This is a genomic window from Rhizobium sp. CB3090 (assembly GCF_029714285.1).
Taxonomy (GTDB): domain Bacteria; phylum Pseudomonadota; class Alphaproteobacteria; order Rhizobiales; family Rhizobiaceae; genus Rhizobium.
Genome location: NZ_CP121664.1, coordinates 496,433 through 517,010 on the forward strand (window position 1 = coordinate 496,433; position 20,578 = coordinate 517,010).

Here is a 20,578-nt window from a genome sequence, read left to right on the forward strand (position 1 = left end):
AGCCGCGTGACGATTGTAGAAGGAAAGTATTGCCCGTCTGACGATTCTGAAGGTTTTAAGGTAACAACATTCATGCACGATGCTGTCGCTATTCGTTCCGGTATTGCACAGGCAGTTATCAACCGAAAAGGAGCAGAGCTAATTGGGTGGCAGGTCGGTGCAAACGACCTCCTCTGGTCGCGGCGCCCCCCAGGTTGGAACCAAGCTTGCCCCCTGATGTTTCCTTCATGCGGATGGAGTGAGTCTTCACTTGTCGAAATAAAAGGGCAACCTTATCCGATGCCCGTTCACGGCTTCATCAGCATGCAGGAATTTGACGTGGTTTCCATCTCAGAAAGCGAGGTGACTTTAGAAACATCTGACGATGAATTCACGAAAACAATGTATCCATTTGGTTTTATTTTCAGAATTGCGTATAAGATTGTAGATAGTCGACTGAACATCGATATTTCCGTAAAAAACACCTCCAGCTCGTTCTTGCCTTATTCGATCGGAATACATCCAGGATTTAGATGGCCGTTATCGTCTGCGCGCAAAGATACCTGGCGGCTGCAATTCGAGAAATTGGAATCCCCTCTCGTCCCATGCATATCTTCCGAAGGTCTCATTCAAGGTAGTCAACGGAAAATTTCCCTCAACGGACGGTACCTTCATCTAAACGAAAGCCTTTTCCAAAATGAAGCCCTTTGTTTTTTGAATGCAAACAGTAAATGGCTGTCGCTTGTTGGGGAAAAGGCCACCATTAGAATTGACGCGCCAGATGCACGTCACTGGGTTGTATGGTCTCTCCCACAGCAAGACTTCCTCGCGTTGGAACCATGTACGGGTCACGGTGACATGGAGGGCAGACGCATCCCATTTGACGAGCGGGACTATAATGTCAACCTCGCCCCAGGAGAAGAGCAGCTATTCCGAGTACGATTTGAGTTTGCGCAGCATGCAAGTTAGTCTTCAAAAGACTCGCACTATAGGGCATATCAGCGGCGTTGCGTTCACTCCTCTATTTGACCAGCTTGTCCGCTGAAGACCCACGCCCTCTTCGATAAGTGTTGAAACAAAGGACATGCCAATGCCTTATCGCATGCTGTCGATGCTGCGGAAGGCTTCGCGTTTGAACAAAGTTCCCAGGAGCAGACGTATAGACGTATTTCCATGACGGTTTGTCACTGTCTCCCGGAGACGGTCTGCGGCGCAACAGTCCTGCAGATCACCGCGCCATTAATAAAGAAATATCTAAAATGTATAAACTGAATATGTTTATACGTTTGCAAAATCAAATCGTTAGCTGCAACTATGCCTCTTCCGTTTGGGGAGGGACCTGTGCATACATCGGACGAACTCACCTCTGCGACGAGCGGAGAAAGTGCAGTCCCGAGCTTTCATTTTGCCACGGCGGGTAATCGCTTTCCCTTTGAGGCATGGCGTTCTCTTCTCATTGTACTGTTCGACAGTTTCCTGCCGGATAAATCGCCATCCGGCGGGTTCGAGGCCAGTCTCATAGTCCATCACTTCGGCACGTTTCTGCTTTGCCGGAGCGTTGTCGACGGCGGGCGATATCGGCGGACGCCGGCCCGCCTTGCACATGATGACATCGACCACATTGTCATTTCCTGCCTGCTGCGTGGCGCTGTCACGCTGGCCCCCCCTGCTGCCCGGAGGCTATGTCCGGGCGACGTGGCCGTGCTGGATCTCTCGGCGCCAATGGCTTTTGCCATGAAAGCGGCAGAGACGATGCACTTAATCCTTCCGCGCACCTTGCTTCCATCGGCAGTCGCGCCGGTGCAGCCGATTCCCGGCCGGATCCTTACCAAGGACGCCGCGATGGGCATAATTCTGCGCACGTTTCTGGAAGCGTTGTGCGGGGCCGCACGCAGCCTGTCCGCCGGCGAGTTGCTCGCTCTCGGGGCCTCCGTACCTGATCTGCTCGCGTCATCGCTGGGACCGGGTGCTGCGGTTACACCAAGGGACGCAAGGGGCAACCTCTCGCGCCGCCTACGCCGCCACATCGAGGAAAACCTGCATCGCCGTGACTTGAGCCCGGCCGGGTTGACCCGGGAGCTGGGTGTTTCCCGCAGCCAACTCTATCGCCAATTTGGGACAGAAGGCGGTGTCGAGACCTATATCCGCCGCCGCCGTCTCAGACGCTGCCTACTCATTCTTTGCGATCCGCGCCATGCTGACCGCCGCATCGCCGACATCGCCTATGAAATGGGTTTCGCAGACGAGGCCCATTTCAGCCGTCTGTTTCGCCGAGCCTTTGGACTTTCTCCGAGAGCTGCCCGGACCGCCGCCCGGCTGGGCGAAGGACCAGGGGTGGGCGAGGGATTAGGGCTGGGCACATTGTTGCCGCCGCCGGGTGGCGCCTCGTTCGCACGTTGGCTGACCGGACTGGGCAGCAGATGACGTCTTGCTGCGAACGTCGGGACGCTGGTCCAAGTTTTTGGAACGCCAGCCCACAGACACCCCCGGATGGGCCACGTAGGATCATCTCAACTCAAAAGGACAACCGAGCGACAGCCTTCTAAAAGGAAGCGGATCAATGTCTAAACCGATTGCAATCACCCACGCGGGCAACGCACCCGTGGCAAGCGAAATCAACTTAAGCCTGACTGTCATCAACAGGTCGAGCGCGCCGGCCACACGGTATTTCAGCGTCTTTCCGCCGAAACTGAAAAGCCTCGCACTTAAGACAGACGCAGATCATCGCGCCCCTCGTGTCCGGCCCGGGCAGCCTCAGATCCTCAACCGATCGGCGGAAGCGGGGCGCTGACCCTGCTGGCTTTTCGTGGCAAGGCGCACGTCGGTGCGCAGAAGACAAAGGTTTCGCTGGGCGATAGCGTGAGAGCGCCCTTGAGCAACGGCACCGTCTTCTTTGTCCGGAAAAACGAAACCTCGAAGAAAAACACGCATGTGACTTTCGCTTCCGGAACCTCGACGTACGGTTTATCGGCCTGATCGCCGGACCTGCGCCGATCCTTAGGCGATCCAGAAAGCCTGGGTTCGCTCAGCCTTGAACCTGACCTGTCGCCAACGGCTGCTTTTGATTTTTGGCAGACCCTTCCGGTTCCAAAGTCCGATCAATCGGACATGAGCCGCGCAACGAACATCTGTTTCATAAAGGGTCCGGAAAGCGGCGATCCCGCGGCCAGCACACAAATCACCGTGGGCCGGACGACCTGATCGTCCAAACCGCCTGAACCGATCGACCTTCCCGGCCCCACGTCGCGAGCCGGGTAGCCCTCGCCGCTTTTCCTTCACTCGCGGCGAGGGATAGACCGGCACCGTTCCAGCCCCGGGTGGTGCCGGTCACACCCTAGGTACCGGGCAATACTCAAACGAAAGGAAGTGCAAATGAAATATTCCCTGACCTGCATCAACAACTCGCAGCTTCATGGCAGCTTCGCGGTCTTCCAGAAAGCCCCGCCGACCACGATTCCCGGCGACGTGTTTTCGCTCGCCTGGTTCGCCCGTGCGACCGCACCGGGAAGTCGCATAGCGTTTACATGGGAGATCGAATACAGCTTCGTCTGGTCGGAAACCGGGCTATTGCAGCCTGGCATCAATTTTTCGGCTACGCAGACCGTGCCTGCCGATCCGGATCGCCAGAACCTGATCCAACTGACGAAGGATCAGTATAGTGCGACAACCTTCGGCAAGCAAAGCGGCGGTGGCGCGCTCGGTTCGCTCACCATCCACCAGCTGTCCAATGTCGAACCCGACAAAACTTCCGTCGGTATCGGCATGTCCGGCTCGGGCACCTTTGCTGTCCAGGCGGCTCCCAACATGACGGCCGTCTTTACCCCACACCCGAATTACTGGGTTGTCTTCGGCAATTATGAGACCGGCGACGTGATGGACATCCAAGATGTGACCAACGCCGTCGAGGTCACCTATGGTGGATCGCTCACGTCCCGGACGGCGGTCCTCGACATCGAAAATCTGATCAGAATTTCCTGATCTTGGACCGACGGCGGCTGGCAAGCCGCCGTCACCCTCGGGCAGGTCGCAACGCAGTCTGGAGCACAGCCCTCGAACTGCAACAGCTTGAGAGCACCCTCCCCTCACCAGCGGCATCGACCGCGGCCTGATCCAGTTCTGGAGGCGACCAGCATTGGTCTCTCACAACACCTCAAAGGGCGAAAGCGGGGCTTTCGCTCCAACGCCTACCGGATCCGGCAGAACGCGCCGCTCTGCGTCTTCATTAAGAGCGGAGCGTTTGCCAATTATCGCGAAAGGAACCGTTATGAACAGCAACAAGCAACGCCGTGGCGTCATCTCAATCATATTTGCAATGCTGGCAGCCTTGGCTGTAGAAAGTCCCGCCAGCGCCTATTCCGTCTACCGCGGAGTGGTGGCCAATCCGCTCCGTCATGTGATCTGGGACGAAAAGAATTTTGGAGTGAGTGGCGCTACTCCAAGCTTGTCTTTCTTCCATTATGCAGATGACGCGGCCGCAAGAGCCGCACTGCCTACCTTCCAGTGCATTATCAAGATCGATCTAGGCAACATCACCCCACCGCCGGCACCAGGTCACCACCTTCTCGTCGGGAATGCGGACATAGCGGTCGGTGCCTTCACTGTCGATCAACCCCGCGTGTTTCCCTGGCAGATCGATTTCGACAACAACCCAGCCGGTCACTGGAGCATTGCAAGAGGCGCAATCTCAAATGGCAACAACAACGCAGCCTCAAGGGTGGCCGCGGCCGGTATCGCTAATCTTGTCTTCTTCAACAATCCGAATATTGCCGTCATCAACGGGAACACGATTGGTTGTTCCCGATAGTTCGACCATAAGATGACCTTCGCCAATCAATGAAGTGGCCCTGCTGCCGGATGCGCACCCGGCAGCATCTACCTCGATCTTTCTCCATAGACCATCATCTTTTGCGCCCTTCTTGCGGCGGTCCGACGATCATGACGGCAGGGTCGGCGGAGAGAAGCCGTCTCGCGGCGGAGCGGACGTCGTCAATGGTTACTGCCTGGATCAGCTGTTCCCGCCGCTCGATATAGTCTATCCCGAGATCTTCCAACTGGATCTCGACCAAAGTGCCGGCAATAGCCCTGGATGAGTTGAGGTTGCTGATCGCAAAACTGCCGATCGTATTTTTCTTTGCAGTTTCGAGTTCTCTTTCGCTGACGCCGTCCTTTACCATCTGGCTCACCTCGGCTTGAATGAGGGAAAGCGTCTCTGCGGCCCGATCTGGGCGGACCCTGGTATAGATTGCGAGCGTCGCGGAATGGGCATTTGTCACGAGGGTAGATCCGATGCCATAGGCGAACCCTCGCTTCTCGCGCATTTCGTTCCAGAGCCTGGACGTGAAGGCCCCACCCCCCAAGGTCTGGTTCATAAGATAGGCTGCGAAAAACTGTGGATCCTCGCGGCTGATCCCCGGGTAGGCTAGCCGTAGCTGGACCTGAGGCAAGTCAAAGGCGATCCGAATTTCCTGCCCTAGCTTTGGTGCGGTTTCGATGACTGGCGTTAGGTGCGGTTCGGCCGGCAACTCGCCGAATATCTGATCCAGATCGCGCTTGAGGGCGTCGGCATCGATTGCTCCCGCCACGGCGATGACGAGGTTGCCGCGGGTGAAAAGCCGCTTATGAAAAGCCTTCAGATCTGAGATCGTGATAGCGGCCAAAGATTGCTCTGTGCCCTCTTCCGGGTTGGAATATGGATGATCGCCGTAGATCGCCTTCGCCCATGCGACCTGCGCAGCCTTTTGTGGATCCTTGGATTCCGCAAGGATGCCGGAGATGATCTGAGCACGGATGCGATCGACGGGCGATTGATCGAAGCGCGGCTGTTCGATGGCCAGACGAAGAAGATTGAACGCACTATCCTTCCTGTCGGCAAGCGCACGCATGGAGCCGTAGATTGTATCGCGGCTGGCGCTGAAGCGCATCTTAGCGCCAGCATCGTCCAGTCGTTCCTGAAATGTATTGCTGTCAAGGTCGCCGGCCCCCTCGTCGAACAATCCGGTCGTGAGGTTGACGAGGCCTTCCTTGCCAGGAGGATCTTGGGTGCTGCCACTTTCTCGGAACGCGAAACGAATGGTGACAATCGGAACTGAATAATCTTCCACCAGCCACGCTTTGATCCCACTCGCTGTCCTGACTTCCTGGATGGCGATCGTCGCGCACGCGGGCGCAGCCGCAAAGCCCAGCAAGACAAGAGCGACCAGTAGCGGTTTGGCCACCCCGAGCCGCAGTCCGTTGAACATCACCATCGACTTTTCAATCTCCTGAAGACGTGTTTTCCCGCGGCAGCAGATATGCCGCCACCGATTGATCCGGGTTAAGATATTTCTCGGCAACTGCCTGCAGCTGCGCCGTCGTTACCGCACGAATTCTCTCCTGCCATTCCTGCACATCCTCCACAGTACCGCCGGTGGCGACCGCAGCCCCGTAGACAATGGCCATCTTCGCGGGATTGTCGCGTGCGAAGATCATCGAGCGCACGAGGCGATCTTTGGCCTTGTCGAGCTCCAAATCCGTAACTCCGGCCCGTATGATTTTCCGAACTTCGGCGTCCATCGCGTCTGTCACCGCCTCGATCTTCGCCTCGCCCCGCGAGAGCCGTAAATTGTGAAAGTGGATGGATCGACCGAAGTTCCCTGGAAGTGGGCACCGGCTGAGGAGGCTGTTCCTTGTTTCACCACGAGTTCCCGATAGACCCGGCTGCGCATTCCTCTGCCGAGAATTTCTGACAGAAGATCAAGGGCCTCCGCTTCGCCCGGCTTGGCCGTTCTGTAGGACGGCACCACCCAGCACTCTTCGAAGCTCGGCACAGTCACCCGAGAGTCGGTGAGCACGACTGTCCGCTTGGTGTTCTGCTCCGGTTCTTGCGGCCTAATGCGCGAAGGAAGGTCCGAGCCGCGCGGTATAGCCCCGTATGTTTCCTCCGCCAGCTTGCGCACAGTCGCAGCGCTCACGTCGCCTGCCACGACCAATACCGCGTTATTTGGCGCATAGTAGCGATCGTAGAACCCTACTGCGTCTGCGCGATTGAGCCCTTCCATCTCGTGCATCCAGCCGATCACCGGGCGCCCGTAAGGATGGTTCTGATAGAGGGTCGCTCGCATCTCCTCCTCGAGCAGTTCCTCGGGATCGGTTTCGACGCGGGAGCGCCGCTCCTCGAGTATGACATCGCGCTCGGGCGAGATCACCGCATCGCTAAGCACGAGATTACGCATCCGGTCAGCCTCGAATTCCATCATCGTCCCGAGCGCCGCTGGCGTGACAGTTTGAAAGTAGGCGGTGTAGTCCGACCAAGTGGAGGCGTTCTCCTCACCGCCGATCTCCGCCACCTTTGTATCGAAGGTGCCGGTCGGGTGCTCTTTCGTACCCTTGAACATCAGATGCTCCAGGAAATGAGCGATGCCGGATTTGCCGGGTGGCTCATCGGCACTTCCGGCCTTGTAAAGGACGATCTGCGTGACGACCGGCGCCCGGTGGTCAGGTATGACAACCACTTCCAAGCCATTGTTCAGCACGAAGTCGCTGATCTCGGCTTGGCCCGGCGGAGCCCCGACCGCCGCTTCCGCGGTTATCAGACACAGCAACGCAGCCAAGCTTAGGGCAAATGCACGAATATACGATTCCATTCTAGTACGAGTCATTGGGCATCCCCGATGTTGCTTGGTGGAGAAGCGTCTTCCCAGAACTGGAACGCCGTGCGTTAGAATGGACTGGCGACATAGTGTCTTCTACTGGCATCTAGATATTTCCGCGTGATTATCTTTGGTTGTACCCGTCAGCAGAGGATTAGAAGCAATATGCGTGCCGGACGAAAAATTCCTTTGATTTTAACAAAACAGGTCGAATCTAGCTGGATGACGGCATTCCAGCATTGTCTGATGTCGGACAAGGCTAAGTGCAATTGCCGACTGCGTTGTTGGCATTTCGTCAGTCTTCACCAACTTGCTTGGCGATGGGATGTAGGTCGTGAGGCCGGTTTCTTAAAAATACGCTGTTGAAGTAGACAGCATTGGACCCTTAGTTGGGATGACGTTTGAGCGCACGTGCAACTGATAAACGGCGGCGGGTGCGGGAGTGTTTTCGATTGGGGTTTTCATCCCTAATCGATCGCGTGTCGCATGCCCGACCCCGAGCGAGGCGTTTCGCTCGACTTTTTATGTCCATATCCGTTGCCGGAGGTCATCGCGCCTACTCTCAGTCTTGCGTTCGCGCGGGAAGATTTCTGCTTTGGCACGAATAATGCTTGGCTCACCCGGAAGTCGCCTAGACGGAGGAAGATCGATGAGCCGCGCCATTTCATCCGCAACCATCCCAGTTACGGCTTCCGCCTCGCCGTTTGGATTCTACGCAATCCATCTGGAAGATTTCTCAAGTACTGGTGGCGCGACTTGGAGCCTTTGGCAAAATCAACATGCATCGTGAGGATCAACATTGGCTCGTCCTCGGATGTCGAATTCCCATGCGCGAATTCCAAACGTGAGTGCAACGCCACGGGAGCTGTAATCCATGGCGCAGATGAGGGGGATCTGAACAATCAATTTTTCCCATCAGTCGCATGCCATTATCAAGCGCAGAAGAAGAATGAAGCCGAAGAAAGGGCGTCGCATGCGTATGCAGATGAGGTGACATTCGGTGTGGCAAGTCGTTATCGCTTAACGATCTCATCCTCGCCCAGAGGTGAGTACTTGCGAGAGATTTGCAAGTTGAGGAAGAGTCATATGCTTGCTGGCGTGCGCGTAGCGCGAGGCTCTCATGGACGCCGGCGTGCCGATCGTTGCCTTGTCCGTCGAGCAGCTCCGCTCGTCGATGTCCTGTTACAACCGACCCCCTCCAATTTTTGTCTGAACCTCAACGGCCTACAGTTCATCAGGATGACTAAAGGATGACTAAAGGCGGAAGAGATCAGCGCCGACACACATGGTGTCACGTTTCCCTAAGACAGTGATCATGTAATTCAATTGTAGGTAATGTGATGGTATCCATTCGTACTGCCGCCCCCGCCCTGCTGCTTCTTCTGGCAGGTTGCGTCAGCGGCCCCGATCATAACCCACCGGAAATGCCGCTCGCGGCCAAGTTCTCGGAGGGCGGTACGAAGATCAACGGCGACGTCTCGAGTTCACAATGGTGGACCGCCTTCGGCGATAGGAAGCTGAACGGCTTGGTTGAGCAGGGACTTGCAGAAAACCTCAATATCCAGCAGGCGCTGGAACGCATCAATCAAGCGCAGGCGCAGGTCGTCTCGTCCGCAGCCGGCGGAATGCCGAGCCTCCTCGTTTCAGGCGGTCATAAGACCAGAGGCGAAAAGGGCAGCCAGCGCAACAAGAGGGAAACGGAAAATACCACCGGCGGCGACGTCACGGCTTCGTGGCTGCTTGACCTGTGGGGCCAATACCGCCGCGCCAAGGAAAGCGACAATGCATCGCTGGATGCGGCCTATTCCAACGTCGACGTGGCTCGCCTGACCTATCTGCAGGATCTGGCAAACAGCTACGTCAATGTCCGCTACTACCAGGCCCGCGTCTCGATCGCACGGGACAACCTGAAATCTCGCCGCGAAACGCTTGAACTCACCAAGTTCCAGCTCGATGCCGGCGCCGTTTCCCGCCTCGACGTCGTCCAGGCCGAAGGTCTCGTCAACTCGACGCTGTCTGAAATTCCGGGCCTCGAAATCAACTATCGTCAGGCGGTGCATCATATCGCGACCCTGCTGAACGTACCGTCGCAGACCATCATCGCCCAGTTGCAGGGCGGCGGTAACCAGCCGGTATTCCGCGGTCGCGTCGATACGGGCGTCCCGGCTGACCTCATCCGCAACCGACCCGACATCCGTGTCGCCGAGCGTAACCTTGCTGCTGCGACCGCTCAGATCGGCGTGGCGGAAGCCCAGCTCTTTCCGACGATCACGCTCGGCGGTTCGATTTCGCCGTCCTATGTCCATACGAAGTCGAACAACGGCAGCCTGACGACGTGGTCGTTCGGCCCAAGCCTGTCGTTGCCGATCTTTGATGGCGGCGCGTTGCGCGCCAACGTGAAGAGTGCCGAATCCACCAGCCGCGAAGAGTACATCGTCTGGAAGCAGACCGTGCTGTCTGGTGTCGAACAGGTCGAAAACGCCCTGTCGGCCGTCAGCCGCGATGCCCAGACGGTTGCCGCACTGCGGGCGCAGGTGAAGTCCTATCAGGAGGCTCTCGACCTCTCGACGGTAAGCTACAAGGACGGCGCCTCCTCGCTGCTCGACGTTCTCGATGCGCAACGTTCGGTTTCCGATGCACAGGAAAGCCTCGCCCAGGCCGTTCAGCAGAGCGCGCTCGACTATATCTCTCTGAACGTCGCGATCGGCGCCGGTTATGTTCCTGCCGAAAAGCCGACTGTTGCTGCAAGGCCGGCCACGGTCGTCAAGGTCGCTGCCGAGAATACACGGAACTTACCCGACAAATTGGCCTTGCGCATGGTCGACTGAATTTAGAAGCTATAGCCCCTTACTCAGCTCCAGCGCATCTGTCGCTTTTCACCATTCCCTCGACGACCAGAATTGCCTGCGGGTTCGGCAACGTTGGCTGCAGCGCGCGGTCGGTGCGACAGGGTCCACGTACTTGGTAAAACTACCGCGGTTCGGGGGCTTTCATGGCCCCCCATGGCCCCCCATGGGCTGCGGTTCCTGAGCGTCGCGGCGGCCTGGGCTTAATTAGCGTCGTGCAACAATGAAGAGACGAGGCGACGGCAGAAGGACCGTGCCGTCATCCATGACTGGGTAATGCTTCTTTGCGGACTCTGAAAATGCTGGCGCTGTCTCCTTCCCGTAGACGTTTGTCAAACGATAGCGGCCTAGCCTAGCTTGGGCTTGACCGCGTGAAGCAAAATATCAACTCACCGACAGCGATAAGCCGGCCGATTGGCTCAGCCACAGAGTCGATGAGTCGCGTAAAGGCCGATGGCGAGATTTGATCGACAACGAAAAGCGTATGTCAAAAAACGCCTGCAGTCCCGATCAAGGTATGGGTTCGGTGATTTTATGCTGAGATGAGATCATCTCGATGGATTTCCCCGTGTCGCCGCCGAGATCGCCCGGCAAATTACTGAACTCCGACTCTCGCCAGCAGGTCGCGTGGCGTCGAAGCGCCAGGCGACTGAACGATTTGAGCAAATTTTGCAGGTCGTCGACGAAGGTGAAGATGACCGGGATAATGATGAGGCTGAGCAGCGTCGATATCATCACGCCGCCTATCACCACAATCGCCATCGGCTGCCGGAAGCTCGAATCTCCGCCCATCAGGCTGAGCGCAGCCGGCAGCATGCCCGAGGCCATGGCAATGGTGGTCATGACGATCGGCCGCGCCCGCTTGTGGCAGGCATCGACGAGCGCATCGAACCGGGACATGCCTTGGCGACGCGACATGATCGCGTATTCGATGAGCAGAATGGAGTTCTTCGTCACCACGCCCATGAGCATGAGAAGGCCGATGACGGCGGGCATCGAGAAACTGGTGCCGGTTACCACAAGCGGCACCAGCGCACCGCCGAGCGAGAGCGGCAGGGCCATCAGAAGCGTCAACGGCTGGAGGAAGTCGTGGAACAGCAGGACGAGCACGGCATAGATGCAGAACACGCCGATCGCCATCGCGAGGGCAAAGCTCTGGAACAGCTCGGAGCTGCGCTGAAGTTCACCGTGTTCCACCAGGGTAACGCCCGGCGGCAGATGCTGGAGCGCCGGCAGCGCTTTCGCCTCGCGGTTGACGTCGCCCAGAATGCGGCCGTTGAGTTCGACGGAAACGGTGACATTGCGCATGCGGTCGATGCGGTCGATCTCCGAAGGGCTGCCGCCGATGCGGATATCGGCGATCGATCCGAGATCGACATTGCCGTTGGTGCCGGCGACGCGCATGTTCTTGATGTCATCGAGATTGGTGCGCGTCTCAGGCGAGAAGCGGACGACGATCGGGATTTGCCGCTGCGGCAGGTTGAGCTTCGGCAGATCGGAAGAATATTCTCCGTTCGTCGCCACGCGCACGGCGCTGGCGATCGCATTCGACGTCACGCCGAGCGCTGCGGCGCGGGCAAAATCGGGCGTGATCTGAATTTCCGGCGCCTGCCTGGCTGCCGTCGATGTCACCGCGCCGATGCCCTGCAGCGTGCGCAGTTGCTCCTCCAGCGCCGTGCTTGCGCTGTCGAGCGCATTGGCGTCGTCGCTGGCAAGGGTGATATCGAGCTTGGTGCCGTTGCCGATACCGACGGCGACTCGCACGCCGGGGAGGACGGAGAGCGCCTGCCGGATATCGTTTTCGATTTCCGACTGCTTGCGGTCGCGCTCATCAATGGGCGTCAGCGTGGCGACGATCGCGGCAGACCCGACACTGCTCGAGGAGGCCTTCCGACCACCGCCAGAGGATGCCGAGCCGACAGCCGCATACACATGCGTCACGTCGGGAACCTTGCTGACGATATCTGCGGCCTTCCTGGTTGCGACGTCGGTCTGCTCGACAGTGGCGCCGGGCTGCAGGGTGAGTGTGATCTGCGTCCTTGCGTCGTCGGCGGCCGGCAAGTATCCCGTTCTTAAGAGGGGGATGGTGGCAAGCGAAAGTGCGACGACAGCGGCGGTCGTCGCCACCGTGGTCTTCCTGTGATTAAGAGCTGCCTGCGCGATCGCCATATAGGCGCGCATGATGCGGCCATCCTTCTGCTCTGACGGATGGGCCTTCAGGAAATAGGCCGCCATCATGGGGGTGAGCAGACGGGCAACCACAAGCGAGGCAACGACGGCGACTGCCGCTGTAATGCCGAATTGACGGAACAGGAGGCCCGGTATGCCACTCATGAATGCCGTCGGCAAGAAGACGGCGACCAGCGTGAAGGTGGTCGCGATGACCGCAAGGCCGATTTCGTTGGCCGCTTCCATCGCGGCATCGATCGGCCGCTTGCCCATTTGCAGGTGGCGGGCAATGTTTTCGATCTCGACGATGGCATCGTCGACGAGGATTCCGACCACCAGCGACAATGCCAGCAAGGTGACGACGTTCAGGCTGAAGCCTGCCAGGTACATGACCAGGAAGGTCGGGATGACCGACAAGGGCAGCGCCACGGCCGAGAGGATCGTTGCGCGCCAGTCCCGAAGGAAGAACCAGACGACGATGATTGCGAGGATCGCGCCCTCATACAGCATGTGCATCGAACCATCATAATTGTCGAGAATTGACCCGATCATGCTGTAGACTGCATGGATCTGCACATTTGGATGCGCCGCTGCGAACTTTTTCATTGCCGTGTCAATGTCGGCCGAAACACTGCTGTCGGAAAAGCCGTTCGAGCGCTTGATCTCGACCGCAATCACCGGCTTGCCGTCAAGATGGGCCATCGAAGAGCGCTCCGCGAAGCTGTCGGTAACGGATGCGACATCGTCGAGCCGGACCTGCTGCCCATTGGCGAGAGGTATAGTGAGCTCCCTCAGAGCCTCGACCGACTCTACGGCGCCGAGCGTGCGCAATGTCTGACGAGAGCCGCCGACTTCGCCGAGGCCGCCGGACGTGTCGGCTTGGACGGCCTTCAACTGCGCCGATACGGTCGCTGCCGTCACTCCGAACGATGCCATCGTCGCCGGATCGAGATCGACATGAACCTCGCGGTCGATCCCGCCGATGCGGTTGACCTGCCCGACGCCCGGCACCGACAGCAGCGCCTTGGTCAGATCGTTGTCGACAAACCAGGACAATTCAGTCTCGTTGAGAGCGGCCGAGCGGACGGCATAGGTGACAAGCGCGGAGCTTTGGACGGTGGCCTTCGTAACGATAGGCGTTCCCATCTGTGCCGGCAGGTCGGCCTTGACGCTGTCGACGGCATTGCGGACCTCATTGAGGGCGGCTTCGCTGTCTTTCTCCAGCTTGAAGGAAACCTTGATCGAGACGGTGCCGTCGGTGATCGTCGTGAGAATATGATCGAGATGGCTCACGGAGGTGAGACTGTCCTCGATGGTGCGGGCAACCTCCGTCTCAAGCTGCGTCGGCGCAGCGCCATCGAGCGTGGCGGTGACGCTAATGGTCGGAAGGTCCATGTCCGGAAAGTACTGGACCGCCAGCTGTTTGAATGCCCAAAGCCCGCCAAATCCAAACATCACAAACAGCAATATCGCTGGTATCGGATTGCGGATCGAGAAGGCGGAGAAATTCATCAGTTTTTCTCCGCAATCTTCACGAGGTCATTGTCCGACAGAAAGGCTCCGCCCGAGGTCACGACCTTCGACGAGGCATCTATGCCGGAGATGATTTCCACCTCGCCATTGTTGCGACGGCCGGTTTCCACGCGAACCCTGCGCACCCGGTTGTCCTCGCCTGCCGCGAAGACGTAGCTGATGCCATCCCGGAACACGATCGCCGTTTCGGGCACGGTCAGAGCCGGCGTGGTCTGCAATTCGATGTTGCCCGTGACGTAAAGGCCGGTGCGCGGACGGGCATCGGCTGGAAGCGCGACATAGACGATTGTCCGGCTCGTGTCGGTGCTGACCGAAGGCCCGACAAGCCTCACCTTGCCTTCGATGGCATGCCCGTCCGGCCCGTTGATCGCAACGCTCAAGCCTTCCGAGATGCGCGGCAGATAGCGCGCCGATACTTCGGCCTGCCATTCGACACGCTGCTGACGGACCATGCGGAACAGCTCGGTGCCGGTTGAGACAACCGCGCCGAGGTTGGCGGAACGCGAGGTTATGAGGCCATCATCGACGGCGGTGATGGTCGTCTGCCCGAGCTTGATCTTTTCGCTGTCGAGCGCGGCTTCCTCGGATGCCAAGCTTGCCGTCGCCGTCTGCTCGTCGGCGAAATATTCAGTGATTTTCTCGTCGGAGAGAGCCCCGGAAGAGCTGAGCTGCCGCGCCCGATCCGCATTCGCCTTGGCCTTCGTCAGATTTGCCTTGGCGGTCACGACAGCCGCCTCCTGCTTGCGAAGGTCTGCCAGCACACTCTCCTGCGAAAGCCGGGCCAGCGTCTGCCCCTTCGTAACCACGGAGCCGACATCGACCAGGACGTCGGTTATGCGCAGGCCGCTCGTCTCGGAGGCGATGATCGCTTCCTGCCACGGTTTCAGCCAGCCGCTCGCGGGAACGGTTTCCGGCCAGTCCCGTTGTGACGGTGTCGTCAGAGAGACGGTGAGAGCGGGTGCTGCGGCCTGTTCGGCCATGCTATTGGTGGAGGGAAGCTGGAGTGCTGCACAGGCAAGAACGGCGGCGAATAGGATAGACGGCTTTCTCAAATGGCAATTCCTCGCAGTTCACGGGTATCCGCGCCTAACTGTGGCGTCAAAAAGCTGGAATGTCGGCCATGGTGCAAAGTTGAAATGTCTGACGATCTCAAAGGTGACAAAACTGAACTGTTCGAAACATATTTCGGGCACCAGTGATTTCGGGCTTTCCGCCATCCAAGGCAGCATGTTTTTGTCTGCGACACCGTCACAGATCGCCAATCAGTTGCTGGATACAGCCAGGAGCGGACACGCTCGCCAACTATAAAAGGACCACCTACGGCCGCGGAGAGCCTAGCCTTTTGAGGCCACTGGCACGCGATTGGATCAGCGAAAGAGAGAGCCAAAGTTGTCTGCGAGGCGTTGAGTATCCCTGAATTGCCTCGCAAGGTTCGCTTGGGACAAGAAAGCCTGTTTCGCCGACGTTTGCCGCGTCTGGTCATCCTATTGCGCAGGCTGCTTCCTCGACAGCCCGACCGACGCGCATGCGGACGGCCTCGGAGATCACCTCCCCGTGGGCGAAGTCCTTACGGGTGGCATAGATTGCGGTCGGCATCGCAAGTGCCTCAAAGAACCCGAACAGAGGGCGCAACTGATGTTCGACGACAAGCGAATGACGCTCGCCACCGCCCGTCGCAGCGATGATGATAGGCTTGCCCCTCAGCGATGTTGGGTCGAGCAAATCGAAATAGTGCTTGAATAGGCCCGTGTAACTGCCCTTGTAGGTGGGTGAGCCTACGACCAGGGCGTCTGCCTCCAGCATCTGGTCTACGACGCCGCGTGCTTGAGCGTTGAGGTCGTCCAGCCGTTTGGCTTTCAACAGGGAAAGTCCAAGGTCATCGACATCGAAGGACTGTGCCACAGCTCGCGTTTTGAGTGCCAGTTGCCCGACGATATGGTCGACGAATGTGCGCGTCGTGGACGGCCGTGTTATGTTCCCGGAGAAGCCAAATATCTTCGTTTGCGGCATGTCGATCTCCAAATGCTCAGCAGTGATAAGTCATCTAAACTCTGTCATTCGTCCCTTACGGAAACGCCGGCCTATTCGACGGTGACTGATTTCGCCAGGTTGCGCGGCTGATCGACGTCAGTGCCCACAAACACGGCCGTATGATAGGCGAGCAATTGGACCGGCAGCGAAAAGATCATCGGCGAAATGATCTCGTCCACATTTGGAAGAACGATTGTTTGCATCGTGTCGAGCTTCAAGGCGCAAGCGCCCCTCTCGTCGGTGATCAAGATGATCCGTCCTCCGCGGGCCGCAACCTCCTGCATATTGGAAACGGTCTTATCGAAAAAGCGGTCGTGCGGTGCGATCACGATAACCGGCATGTTCTTGTCGATGAGGGCTATCGGACCGTGTTTCAGTTCGCCGGCAGCATACCCTTGCGCGTGAATATAGGAAATCTCCTTTAGTTTCAGGGCGCCTTCCATGGCCAGAGGGAAGCTGGTGCCGCGGCCAAGATAGAGCACGGCGCGGCACTTTGCCAATTCGCGCGACAGAAGCTCGATCCTTCGTTGGATGCTGTTCAGCACCTGCCCCATGACGCGCGGGATCTCGGCAAGGCGGCCGACCAGTCTCTGTTCCTCCTTCTCCGTAAGGGTGCCACGCGCCCTGCCGGCAGCAACCGCGAGCGCAGCCAGAACGGCGAGTTGGCAGGTAAAGGCCTTTGTGGACGCAACGCCGATCTCCGGTCCAGCGAAGATCGGGAACACAGTGCCGGACTCCCGTGCTATCGTCGATTCAGGCGTGTTGACGACTGCACCGGTCTTCAGGCCGTGCTCCTTGCAATAGCGTAGGCAAGCAAGTGTATCGGCCGTCTCGCCCGATTGTGAGATGAAGAGAGCTGCCGCCCGTGGCGAGAACGGAATCTCGCGGTACCGGAATTCTGACGCGACATCGATTTCGACCGGCAGACGTGCATAGCGCTCGAACCAGTACTTGCCGATCAGCCCGGCCAAGTACGCAGTGCCACAGGCGGAGATCGCCAGGCTTTGCACGTTGGCGAAGACAGTGTCGCGCCAAACCGCGACCACCCGATTGTCGCTGAAGTTGATGTAATGGCTGAGGGTCTCGGAGATGGCCTCCGGCTGGTCGTAAATTTCCTTCTCCATGAAATGGCGATAGTTGCCCTTGTCGATCATATGGGCCGCCACCAGCGAGACCTGCCGCGGTCGCGTGACGACTTTGCCGTCGATATCGAAGATACGGACGCCGGTCTTGTCGATGATCGCCCAATCGCCGTCGATCAGGTAGGTGATCTCGTTGGTGAAAGGCGCGAGCGCAATCGCGTCCGACCCGAGGAACATCTCGCCGCTTCCGTGACCGATCGCGAGCGGCGGACCATTACGGGCAGCCATGATCGTCGAAGGGTCCTCCTCGAAGAGCAGAGCCAGCGAGTAAGCGCCTCGGACGCGCTTCAGCATCGCATGCATAGCTTCGCGCCGGCCCATGCCGTCCCGGCGAAGTCTTGCCACGAGATGCGCGATGACCTCCGTGTCGGTGTCGGTTTCGAACTCGGCGCCGGCCGCGGTCAGCTCATCCTTCAATTCGGCGAAATTCTCGATTATCCCATTGTGGACGACCGCGATGCCGTCGGTTAAATGCGGGTGGGCGTTGCGTTCCGTCGGCGCGCCATGGGTTGCCCAGCGCGTATGGGCAATGCCGATTGTGCCCGACAGAGGCAGTTCTTTCAGCTTTGCCTCGAGATTGACAAGCTTGCCCTCGCAGCGCCGGCGATGGAGCGCTCCACCGTCGATCGTCGCGACGCCTGCCGAATCGTAGCCGCGATATTCAAGGCGTTTCAACGCGTCTATTAGCCGGTCCGAAACCGGATGACGGCCGACAATACCCACAATCCCGCACATACATTCTCCGCGTTTCTTCGCATGTCGGCCACAACGCACCCATGTAGTCCATCAGCCTGGAGTGAGCGAAGCTACATCTTGGATCGCCATGACAGTCGTCAGAGCTCCGTGGCAACATCGTCGTGCTGTCGCGCTAGATTTCGGTCATATTCAGCGCTTTCTAACGGCACTCGACGGATTGGAAAAATTGATTCTTTGGATCGCACCCATTTGCGTCATGGATCGTCGGATGGGTTTTTTACGCTGGGATGATTGGGGCAGCCTCAGACATAAACCGGCCGGTTTCTTGAGGCAGGAGTAACATCCATCATGATGCTCTCAGCAGCCATCATGGGTGTCAGAAATCTAGGCAAACCTCGACGTGGAATGCGGGACGGTCTAGGACCGCTCACACAGTCTACTAGAAAAGTCCCCTATCAATAAATATCGAGACCTGCTCACATTAACGTCGTCACAAAGGATAACTTTTCGTGTCAATTTGCTGTTGGAAGTTCATACGGGTCATCGCATTTGCACCTGCAGCTGCGATCATTCTGGCCGCGAATACCATATTGGCGCAGGAATCATTCACCGCTGTCCAATGGCCAGACACGCCAACGGCCCGGATTGAGGCACTTGCGATTCTCCAGACTTTGAATGCAAATCTCCTGAGTAACGCTAGCGCCACCTTGACGCTCGATCGCTGGTGTGCCGGGCACAATCTCGCACCGCAAGGTTCTAAGATCGTTGCCGAGCGTATACGCGGGCAAGACAAGCCCACCGACAGCCGTATCCGAGAACTGCTGGCGGTCGGCCCTAACGAACCCATCGCGTACCGACATGTCCGCCTCGTTTGCGGCAATCGCGTCCTGTCTGAGGCCGACAATTGGTATGTTCCGGGAAGGCTGACAATGGACATGAATAAAGCGTTGAATACGAGCGACGTCGCCTTTGGCAGAGCCGTCCAATCTCTCAATTTCACCCGCACAAATCTATCTTCCAACTTACTATGGTCTCCTCTTCCAGAAGGATGGGACGTAAAAAAGGAACTACCGGCACCCACAACGGGATCTCTTACACTGCCGCCCTTTCTTCTCGAACATCATGCCGTGCTGAAGCTCCAGGATGGCACTCCGTTCAGTGCGCTGGTCGAAAGCTATACGAACAATGTATTGGACTTTCCCGCTCCACCTCTGCTTTCCCACTAAGTGCCCATTGGCGCCACGACTACAAGCGCAGCGCACGGGACGGGGTTTCGTAAGACGGCCTCGCAGTTGCCGAAGTTCGTTGCGGGCGACCGGCTGGAACTTCATGTGCGGCATGAATTGCTCGGTCAGGCACGGTACCTGGTCCGCGTCGTTAGCTCGCCGGGTACGTTTGTACCCAGCGAGCTTGCAGCGGTCGGTACTATTCGGTGTTGTCGATGACGATCCGCTTGACGTTGACTCGCTCCTTCTCGGACTTCGGCAGCGTCACGGCAAGAAGACCGTTCTTGAACGTTGCGGCGACCTTACTCTCATCAACCTGGCGACCTAAAGCCAGCCGCCGTTCGAAGCGTCCGTAATAGCGCTCACTGAACCGGCGGTCCTTGTCCTCGGTTTCCGACTTGTTTTCACCGCGAAGCGTAAGCACGCCGTCTTCGAGCAGCACCTCGATATCCTCTGGATCGACGCCCGGAATTTCCGCTATCACTCGGATTTCGTCATCATTCTCCTTGATCTCCAGGTGCGGCCACGAGCCGCCAGTCGGCGATGTGCCAGCAAACAACGATGGCGGACCAAAACCGCGGAAGACTTCATCGAATAGACGGTTGACATTGCGGTGGAGCGACAGGAACTGGTCCATGTCGTCACCACGATACGCGTTCAGAACCTGGCTATTGCCACGGCTCCATGGGATCAGGTCACGTACACTCATGACTATCATCCTTTCTTCGGTTTTTTCCTCCTGTTCGTGCGATGCGTCCTCGGCTGTTCGGCAACAGCCGAGGAGTGAACAGGTGCGCATCACGCTAACCCGCTTTGGCGCCTTCAATCTGCTTTGAAGCGGCTTTCGCCGTCTCGGCTTGGATGGCAATCAGACGCGGCTTCATCTCCTCAGGTATTTCCTTCTTGAGATTGATGAGGAGTAGTCCGTTTTCGAGCTTTGCGCCTTCGACGATCACGTGATCAGCCAGCTCAAATCGGCGCACAAACGACCTTACGGGAAGGCCCTGATGCAGATAGAGTGCTTCGTCATTCTCCGACTTCGCGCCGTTCACCACGAGCATGTTCGCCTCGCGGGTGATCGTCAGTTCGTTTTCGGCAAAACCGGCCACCGCAATGGCAATGCGATACGCGTCTTCGCCGAGTTTTAGGATGTTGTAAGGCGGCCAGTTGTCAGCGTTAAGGCTGGCATTTTCGAGAAGATCGAACATGCGGTCGAAGCCGATGCTTGACCTATAGAAAGGGGTAAGGTCGAGTTTTGTTCTCATAGCTACATCCTCCACGGAGCAATATAGATACGCGGGAGCGCCAAGAAGCTCGGCACCCTCTGA

The 20,578-nt window shown here is 58.0% G+C and carries 13 protein-coding genes and 1 pseudogene; 6 read left to right on the forward strand and 8 right to left on the reverse strand.

Annotation, left to right across the window (positions count from 1 at the left end):
* The first annotated feature begins 72 nt into the window (after nt 1-72).
* The 4 genes from QA646_RS29125 (at nt 73) to QA646_RS29140 (ending at nt 4,783) form a co-directional block, all read left to right on the forward strand.
* Entirely contained in the window at nt 73-948 is an 876-nt protein-coding gene (locus tag QA646_RS29125) for a hypothetical protein (protein ID WP_283060760.1), read from the forward strand.
* A 372-nt stretch (nt 949-1,320) separates the two neighbouring features.
* Nucleotides 1,321-2,403, forward strand: coding sequence for a helix-turn-helix domain-containing protein (locus QA646_RS29130; protein WP_283060762.1), 1,083 nt, complete (start codon nt 1,321-1,323; stop codon nt 2,401-2,403).
* A gap of 948 nt (nt 2,404-3,351) precedes the next feature.
* Nucleotides 3,352-3,957, forward strand: coding sequence for a protein rhiA (locus tag QA646_RS29135; RefSeq protein WP_283060763.1), 606 nt, complete (start codon nt 3,352-3,354; stop codon nt 3,955-3,957).
* 286 nt (nt 3,958-4,243) lie between these two features.
* Nucleotides 4,244-4,783, forward strand: a complete 540-nt coding sequence (locus QA646_RS29140) for a hypothetical protein (RefSeq protein ID WP_283060764.1) — start codon at nt 4,244-4,246, stop codon at nt 4,781-4,783.
* 94 nt (nt 4,784-4,877) lie between these two features.
* Here QA646_RS29140 and QA646_RS29145 read toward each other — a convergent pair whose 3' ends face one another.
* Both QA646_RS29145 and QA646_RS29150 read right to left on the reverse strand, forming a co-directional pair.
* A complete protein-coding gene (locus QA646_RS29145) occupies nt 4,878-6,224 on the reverse strand; it encodes a pitrilysin family protein (protein ID WP_283060766.1) in 1,347 nt (448 codons plus the stop codon).
* Nucleotides 6,225-6,231: 7 nt separating this feature from the next.
* A pseudogene (locus tag QA646_RS29150) lies at nt 6,232-7,601 on the reverse strand (pitrilysin family protein).
* 1,346 nt (nt 7,602-8,947) lie between these two features.
* Here QA646_RS29150 and QA646_RS29155 point away from each other — a divergent pair.
* Nucleotides 8,948-10,435, forward strand: coding sequence for an efflux transporter outer membrane subunit (locus QA646_RS29155; RefSeq protein WP_283060768.1), 1,488 nt, complete (start codon nt 8,948-8,950; stop codon nt 10,433-10,435).
* Between the two features lie 528 nt (nt 10,436-10,963).
* Here the strand turns inward: QA646_RS29155 and QA646_RS29160 are convergent.
* The 4 genes from QA646_RS29160 to glmS form a co-directional block, all read right to left on the reverse strand.
* The gene (locus QA646_RS29160) at nt 10,964-14,134 is read right to left on the reverse strand and encodes an efflux RND transporter permease subunit (protein WP_283060769.1); all 3,171 of its coding nucleotides are present in this window, start codon (nt 14,132-14,134) and stop codon (nt 10,964-10,966) included.
* Nucleotides 14,134-15,207 (reverse strand): efflux RND transporter periplasmic adaptor subunit, encoded by a 1,074-nt coding sequence (locus tag QA646_RS29165; protein WP_283060771.1) that lies wholly within the window; start codon nt 15,205-15,207, stop codon nt 14,134-14,136. Before QA646_RS29165 ends, QA646_RS29160 begins: the two co-directional genes overlap by 1 nt.
* A gap of 427 nt (nt 15,208-15,634) precedes the next feature.
* On the reverse strand, nt 15,635-16,165 hold the full coding sequence (gene msuE, locus QA646_RS29170; RefSeq protein ID WP_283054493.1) for an FMN reductase: 531 nt from the start codon (nt 16,163-16,165) through the stop codon (nt 15,635-15,637).
* Nucleotides 16,166-16,236: 71 nt separating this feature from the next.
* Nucleotides 16,237-18,063 carry a glutamine--fructose-6-phosphate transaminase (isomerizing) gene (gene glmS, locus QA646_RS29175; protein WP_283060772.1) on the reverse strand — a complete coding sequence of 609 codons (1,827 nt, stop codon included), beginning with the start codon at nt 18,061-18,063 and terminating at the stop codon, nt 16,237-16,239.
* A gap of 470 nt (nt 18,064-18,533) precedes the next feature.
* On the opposite strand from glmS, the gene QA646_RS29180 reads away from it, so the two are divergent.
* Nucleotides 18,534-19,250, forward strand: coding sequence for a hypothetical protein (locus QA646_RS29180; protein ID WP_283060774.1), 717 nt, complete (start codon nt 18,534-18,536; stop codon nt 19,248-19,250).
* Nucleotides 19,251-19,449: 199 nt separating this feature from the next.
* On the opposite strand, the gene QA646_RS29185 is transcribed toward QA646_RS29180, so the two are convergent.
* Nucleotides 19,450-19,959, reverse strand: a complete 510-nt coding sequence (locus QA646_RS29185) for an Hsp20/alpha crystallin family protein (protein ID WP_283060775.1) — start codon at nt 19,957-19,959, stop codon at nt 19,450-19,452.
* 94 nt (nt 19,960-20,053) lie between these two features.
* Nucleotides 20,054-20,515 carry an Hsp20 family protein gene (locus QA646_RS29190; RefSeq protein WP_283060776.1) on the reverse strand — a complete coding sequence of 154 codons (462 nt, stop codon included), beginning with the start codon at nt 20,513-20,515 and terminating at the stop codon, nt 20,054-20,056.
* Nucleotides 20,516-20,578: the final 63 nt, after the last annotated feature.

Excerpts from the sequence above, each read along its gene's own strand:
- msuE (WP_283054493.1), bottom strand. The coding sequence starts at position 16,165 with ATGCCGCAAACGAAGATATTTGGCTTCTCCGGGAACATAACACGGCCG.
- QA646_RS29140 (WP_283060764.1), top strand. The coding sequence starts at position 4,244 with ATGAACAGCAACAAGCAACGCCGTGGCGTCATCTCAATCATATTTGCA.
- QA646_RS29190 (WP_283060776.1), bottom strand. The coding sequence starts at position 20,515 with ATGAGAACAAAACTCGACCTTACCCCTTTCTATAGGTCAAGCATCGGC.
- QA646_RS29160 (WP_283060769.1), bottom strand. The coding sequence starts at position 14,134 with ATGAATTTCTCCGCCTTCTCGATCCGCAATCCGATACCAGCGATATTG.
- QA646_RS29135 (WP_283060763.1), top strand. The coding sequence starts at position 3,352 with ATGAAATATTCCCTGACCTGCATCAACAACTCGCAGCTTCATGGCAGC.
- QA646_RS29155 (WP_283060768.1), top strand. The coding sequence starts at position 8,948 with ATGGTATCCATTCGTACTGCCGCCCCCGCCCTGCTGCTTCTTCTGGCA.
- QA646_RS29185 (WP_283060775.1), bottom strand. The coding sequence starts at position 19,959 with ATGAGTGTACGTGACCTGATCCCATGGAGCCGTGGCAATAGCCAGGTT.
- QA646_RS29145 (WP_283060766.1), bottom strand. The coding sequence starts at position 6,224 with ATGGTGATGTTCAACGGACTGCGGCTCGGGGTGGCCAAACCGCTACTG.
- glmS (WP_283060772.1), bottom strand. The coding sequence starts at position 18,063 with ATGTGCGGGATTGTGGGTATTGTCGGCCGTCATCCGGTTTCGGACCGG.
- QA646_RS29125 (WP_283060760.1), top strand. The coding sequence starts at position 73 with ATGCACGATGCTGTCGCTATTCGTTCCGGTATTGCACAGGCAGTTATC.